The following is a 6,170-nucleotide window of genomic DNA, read 5'->3' as shown; positions in this document are numbered from 1 at the left end:
GCAACAATAATTAGGGATTTTAAAAGACACACAAGTAAAGAATTGGTGAATGCAATGAATGATATAAATGAAAGTAGACGAGAATGGTTACTAAATAAGTTTAGCTTTGAAGCCAAACGAAGTGGCAGAACAAAAAATTATAAACTATGGCAAGACGGTTTTCATCCAGTGATTTTAGATACAAATTTTAAAATTGATCAACGTGTAAATTACATTCATTACAACCCTATTGATGCGGGATTTGTTCTACACGAAAGAGACTTTGTAAACAGCAGTTATTTAGGTTATGAAGATGAGAATTGTAAAGTTTTAAATGTTCCAATTGTTCCACTTTTTTAAAACTTAGGTTATTCGCATTGCAAATGCGACTGAAGAACACACTCATTACGCTAACGCTAAATGAGCGCGAGGTTATCCAAATGCCAAACACCCCTTCTCATCCAGGTTTAGTTGAAGAACTAACATCTTATTTATAAGCATGATTTTAAACAACAAAATCTAAGGCATATAAACGGCCTCTTTCTCTTCTATTGATTCAACTTCAAAATAAGTATCATAACCTGCTTTAGAACGATAAGTCACAATCGCTTCATCATCTTTTAAACGGTAAGGTGGCGCAACAGGAACATGGTCTGTTTTTGAAATGTTAATGGTTGCTTGGTAAATGAGGTTGCCTCCCCTTTTCTTCTTCTCTAAGGGAACAAAATACCCGCGGAAATAAACACTATCCAATTCTACTAGATCTTTGACGTTCGACTCGCCGATTTGAATTGGTAATTTCAAGACCAATACATTAATTCCATCTTGCTGGCCTGCATATAATTTTTGTGCATAAGGAGCTACAATGTCTACAGGCGCCACTAATTCTATAATTTCTTCCGATTGCTCTATAACTTCTGGAACTTTAGCAACTTCTTCTGTCGTTCCACACGAAGTAACCACGCATAAGGAAATACATGCTATTTGAATTGTCTTTATCATTTTAATCAATTGCTATTTTTAATACTTTGGTTTTATCTTGGTTCACTGTAAACTCTATTTCATAAATTCCAGTTGCTACATTCAAATCAATTGCAATAATTTGCTTACCGCTATACTTTTCTTGATAGACCAATTTTCCTGCCATATCATGAATTTGAATGCCAACTTCGTTATAAATAGCACCAAAATCAACATTAAATTTACCCGAACTTGGGTTTGGATAGATCAATATTTTATCCAATAAAACAGCATCATCAATTGATAAGCCCACCACATCTATACAAATTGAAGTATCTATGCAAACACCTTTTGTCATAATAACTGCATAACTCCCATTCGTACCTGGATCATATATTCTGCTTGTAGCACCGTCAATAATCGACCAATCGTCATTACAATCTACCCATTGGTATTCCGATTCATTTTCTACAGCTTGAACAGTATAATCTAACGTGTATACATCTGGATCGATTAGAATATGTTCAACATTCAATGTAACAATAGAATCACAGCCATTAATCGAACTAAAATTCGCTATATATTCTCCTGGAAAAACAATTTCTTCCCCATTAAAAATCATCGTTTCACCTTCACAAATTGATGAGTCGATTGAAATATCATAATTCGGATGAACCGTAAATGCCAATGGCGCACTTAAATCGTCTGTGATATCCCCTTCAAAACCTTCAAGAAATAATGAATAATAACCTGGTTCAATAATTTCTAACGAATCATTCATTCGATCAGATGTATATTCTGTATCTCCATTCACAAATCGCCAATGAATTGAATCGAGGTATGAGCCTGTATAATGAAAATGAACTTTATCACCACTACAAATATCCAATTCATCTATCCTATAATCTAGATCGATTAATTCCTTTATTATTATCGTGTAATCCTCAACCTCTCCATCATACCCGGTATCACATGGTCCAGCTGCAGCATTATATCGGGCAGCAATACGCATGGTGGTTTTCCCTACATGAGCATCAGCTGGAATTTCAATTGATAAAGGAGACGAACTTGATTCACCATCAGGATCATCAAAGGTTGTACCTAAATTATATTCCTCACCTATATCGTCAAAATCACCATCTCTATTCCAATCAAACCAAGCCCTTCCATAAATTGTATAGGCACCATCCGTATTCATATTCATACTTAAATCATAAGACATTGTTTGGTAAACTGTCGCTGTATCAGAAAGGATATAAGAAGTATATGCTGCATCCTTCCCTGTTGGATTGTTGATATTTTCAAAATCTACTAAAGTAACAGCAGTTGCAAATGACATATTACCAGATGATTCACAATATTCGAATGGTTGAATGGTATACATAAACTTATAAGTCTCGCTTAAGTCTTCTGAACTACCTTGTGCCATTACCTTAAAAAATATTTTCGTTCCAGCTGGATAGTCAGGAAAAGGATCAACCGTTTCCCACATATCTCCGCCGATATTTTCCATTGAGATCAACTCATCAAAAATAGGTTCGTCTATCGACCATATAACATATACACTATCTAATTCGCCATCATAAATAATTTCAGAAGTCACATATTGCTCAACCTCTTCGGCTGGAGCAATAAAAGTGGGCTGATCAGTAATTGATGTCGTTAAAATTGAAGGATACGAAGCTCTATTCTTCAACGTATATTCCCATACACCTCTCCCCCAACCTGCTCCACGAATGGTATTTGATCCGTTTACAACCTCCAATTCCATCATCGATGCATTGGGTAAATCGTCATTGTACAATTCCCAATCCTCATCATCCATTGCCTTTACAAATACTCCTATTTCAGCAGCCAAATAAATATTACGTTCGGGCGTATGATCAATCACAGCGCCTTGAATAGGCATATCTTCAATATTCGCAGAGATATTGGTCCAAGTCTCCCCCATATCATGCGTAATAAATACTTTTTGGTTGTCATTTTGATACCTTGCATAAGTCACAACTATCGTATTGTCATCAATTGGATCGAAAGCAATATCTGTGATGGTATAATTTGGTAACGAGCCTTGAATATCTCTAAAACTTAGTCCACCATCATCAGATAATTCTATGTATTCATATCTTGAAACGACAATAATATCCGTGTTATTCTCAGCAATAGCAGCCTCGTTTATTTGACCACCAAAACTAGGCGTACCTAATTCGTCCCATGAACTTCCATAATCCTCCGAACGATAAACTATTTCACCAAAATGATAAACTGTCATGTGATCGTTAGGATCGTATGCCATTGGTGCAACCCAACTAGAAGAATGTCCCGGAGGAGAAACGTACAATTGACTTTGACCAGCATCAAATGTTCTTCGGCGTCCGCCATATTGATAACTTGAAATCATCCAATCGTCATTTAAAGGATGAATGATGCCTTCCATTCCGTCTGCTCCTGCAAACTCAATCCATGTTGACCTTAGTTTAATACTGGTTCCATTGTCTTGAGATCCTACAATTGTTCTGAAATGATTCGATTGACTCACACCCAATGTATAATTCTCTCGAATGCCAATTCCATCAGTTAAAATATCCCAAGTAACACCATTATCAGCACTTCTTCCCAATAAGCCATCAGTTGCGCCATAAAACTTACCATTAATACAAGCCGCTTCTCTTAAATCTGCATGAATATATTGACCGCCATCAATCGGCACATCGAATAGTCCCCACCAAGTTACCTGATCAAAGCTTAAACCTGAATTGGTAGATGCATAACCATCAACATAACCATAAGTCATTATCGTAGTATCTAAATCGTTTACGGCGAAACCTTGACTTCCGCCATCGGGATTGCTAATAAAAGTAAAATTCACACCTTTATCTAGCGACCTCCAAATACCGTTACTCGATGCAAAATAAATACAATCCTCACAAACCGGACTAACAGATAATTTAACACTTGTATTACCTAAGTTTCCAACAATCTCTTCGGATGCGGTAAACGATTCACCTTGATCTAAAGAATACAAGACATTGTCTCTATTGTCTCCCCAATAGTAATAATCGTATATATATATAATGTCGTCATCCGTCGGGTGAAAATCTATTTGAGAAATGCTACCTGTGGTTTCTTTAACCCAAGTTGCTAGATTGTCAGTAGAACGGTATAAACCATCACTTGCCGCAACAAAAATTAAATTGGGTACGCGTGGATGATATTTAATTTGATTGATTTGAAAATTACTACCCAATCCTCCTCTACCCAAAGTTGCAGGGTTAAAGTCAGACTCCGTAAAAGAAGTTCCACCATTTGTAGAGCGGTAAATACCATGAGTTGTACCATTCCTTCCGTTTCTAACATTAATAAGAATTGAATCTTGATTGGTTGGTGAAACAGTAAGCGTATTGACACCAGTAGCCGGCAAAAAATCTGTCGCTCCACCGTTCCAAGTCATACCACCATCTTCCGTTTTCCAAAACCCACCACTTCGCGAGCCAATGTAAATCACGTCCTCATCAGCAGGATTGACATAAAAAGTTTCAATACGACCTAAACCTGGGGCATAATGGCCAGTTATACTATCCATTCTAACCGGACCGACCTCTTCCCATCCTCCTTCAAATAATAAACGAGAAACCGAAGGATTGTTTTTCTGATAAATTTCAAATTGATGCGCGGGAAATAAAGGATCTACAGTTGAACGATCTCCACTCGGATAGAATTTCGGTTCGTTAATATATCTCCAACGTTGATAACCTTTCCAACCAGAACCTTTTGCTTCCTTATCAATATCTTCAAAATGCGCTTCTGCCGCAGCACAAGCATCATAAAAATTAACAGAATTATCATGCATCAAGTCTTTGTAAGATCTTTGTGCTATAACTTGCGTAACCGAAGTCACCAAAAATATAAAAGGTAGGAAGTAAAATATTCTCATAATTTGATTTTGGTTGTTCGCTAAAATACGGATTTTAGCTGACTTATAATCCTGTCCATTTTTCTCTAAGACATACTACAAGGCTGTTAGATCGTTAAATTCTATTTAGATTTGTACATGCAAAAGTTTTTTTACCTCGTTCACATTCAATATTTAGGTTTCAGGTTCCACGGTTGGCAAAAACAACCCAAACTTAAAACCGTTCAAATGATGGTTGAAAAAACATTGACTTTTGTTTTTGAGCATGACAATTTCAAAGTAATGACGTGCAGCAGAACAGACTCGAAAGTATCTGCTAACCATACAGCATTCGAATTATTTTTAGATGAAAGCATGGATATGGACTGGTTTATGGAAAAGTTTAATTCCAACTTACCCAATGACATTCGAGGAATTAAGATTGAGGAAGTTGATGGCAATTTTAATATTATCCAAACCCCTAAATTAAAAAAGTACATCTATTTGTTCACTTATGGTGAAAAGCCACATCCTTTTGCAGCCCATTTAATGATGTATTTTAAGGGAGATTTAGACATTGATTTGATGCAACAAGGCGCCAAGTTGTTTGAGGGAAAACATAATTTCGTTAAATATTGCACCAAGCCTACGCCCAATACCAATTTTAACCGTGAAATATTAAAATGCGAATTGGTGGAGAATACCATTTACACCGCTAATTTTTTTCCTGAGCAGTCCTTTGTTCTGCATTTACACAGCAAAGGATTTATGCGCTATCAAGCAAGATTAATTATGGGGCAATTAGTTGAACTGGGTCGGCATCATATTGATTTGGCAACAATCACAGCCAGTCTTACAGGTGATGACACCACTCCGTTAGATCAAATCGCACCTGCCTCGGGATTGATTTTAGAGGATGTTCAGTTTGATTTATCAACAATCCATTAAAACAAGAGGCTAAGAATTGTGTTTACGCTATAGGGCGTTCCCCGTTGCAGCTTATTTCGTCCCGATTTCTATGGTTAAACCAAATTTAATTTAAACTTTTTTTGATAAATTCTATTTTGGTTAACGCAAGAGAAAATTCTAAGGATTAATTTGTTTCTTACCGCATTTAGCACACTCATTTTATTCTTTCCTTCAGCAACTTTACGAAGGTAATAATGCTTTAAATCCCCTTCACATTGAATCGCTGACATTGCTGCCATATGTAGTATTGTTTTAATCGATTTATTAGCCATCGGGGATACTCTTGATCTTTTGTTTACACTGGTTCCTGAAGAGTAGTCAAACGGAACTACTCCGCTATAACAAGCATATTTTTTAGCCTCTTTTATGT

4 protein-coding genes and 1 pseudogene are annotated in these 6,170 nt (G+C 36.4%); 2 read left to right on the top strand and 3 right to left on the bottom strand.

The genetic code is table 11. The features are described from left to right. Positions 1-339 (top strand): annotated as a pseudogene (locus tag T367_RS25080) (transposase); the annotation flags it as partial. Positions 340-498: 159 nt separating this feature from the next. Here the strand turns inward: T367_RS25080 and T367_RS0118120 are convergent. Together T367_RS0118120 and T367_RS0118115 are read right to left on the bottom strand one after the other, a co-directional pair. Then, on the bottom strand, positions 499-981 hold the full coding sequence (locus T367_RS0118120) for a hypothetical protein (protein ID WP_027421113.1): 483 nt from the start codon (positions 979-981) through the stop codon (positions 499-501). Between the two features lies 1 nt (position 982). Further along, positions 983-4,873 carry a VPS10 domain-containing protein gene (locus tag T367_RS0118115; protein ID WP_084274489.1) on the bottom strand — a complete coding sequence of 1,297 codons (3,891 nt, stop codon included), beginning with the start codon at positions 4,871-4,873 and terminating at the stop codon, positions 983-985. Between the two features lie 207 nt (positions 4,874-5,080). On the opposite strand from T367_RS0118115, the gene T367_RS0118110 reads away from it, so the two are divergent. Next, entirely contained in the window at positions 5,081-5,779 is a 699-nt protein-coding gene (locus T367_RS0118110) for a tRNA pseudouridine synthase A (protein WP_316930877.1), read from the top strand. A gap of 74 nt (positions 5,780-5,853) precedes the next feature. Here T367_RS0118110 and T367_RS0118105 read toward each other — a convergent pair. Further along, positions 5,854-6,170 (bottom strand): transposase (locus tag T367_RS0118105; protein WP_027420416.1); only part of this gene is annotated, 317 nt, incomplete at its 5' end.

It is taken from the genome of Crocinitomix catalasitica ATCC 23190 (assembly GCF_000621625.1).
GTDB lineage: Bacteria > Bacteroidota > Bacteroidia > Flavobacteriales_D > Crocinitomicaceae > Crocinitomix > Crocinitomix catalasitica.
This window is presented reverse-complemented; position numbering and strand designations above follow the sequence as displayed.

What these genes read in the sequence shown, in the direction of transcription:
- T367_RS0118120 (WP_027421113.1), bottom strand. Translation starts at nt 981, where the DNA reads ATGATAAAGACAATTCAAATAGCATGTATTTCCTTATGCGTGGTTACT.
- T367_RS0118115 (WP_084274489.1), bottom strand. Translation starts at nt 4,873, where the DNA reads ATGAGAATATTTTACTTCCTACCTTTTATATTTTTGGTGACTTCGGTT.
- T367_RS0118110 (WP_316930877.1), top strand. Translation starts at nt 5,081, where the DNA reads ATGATGGTTGAAAAAACATTGACTTTTGTTTTTGAGCATGACAATTTC.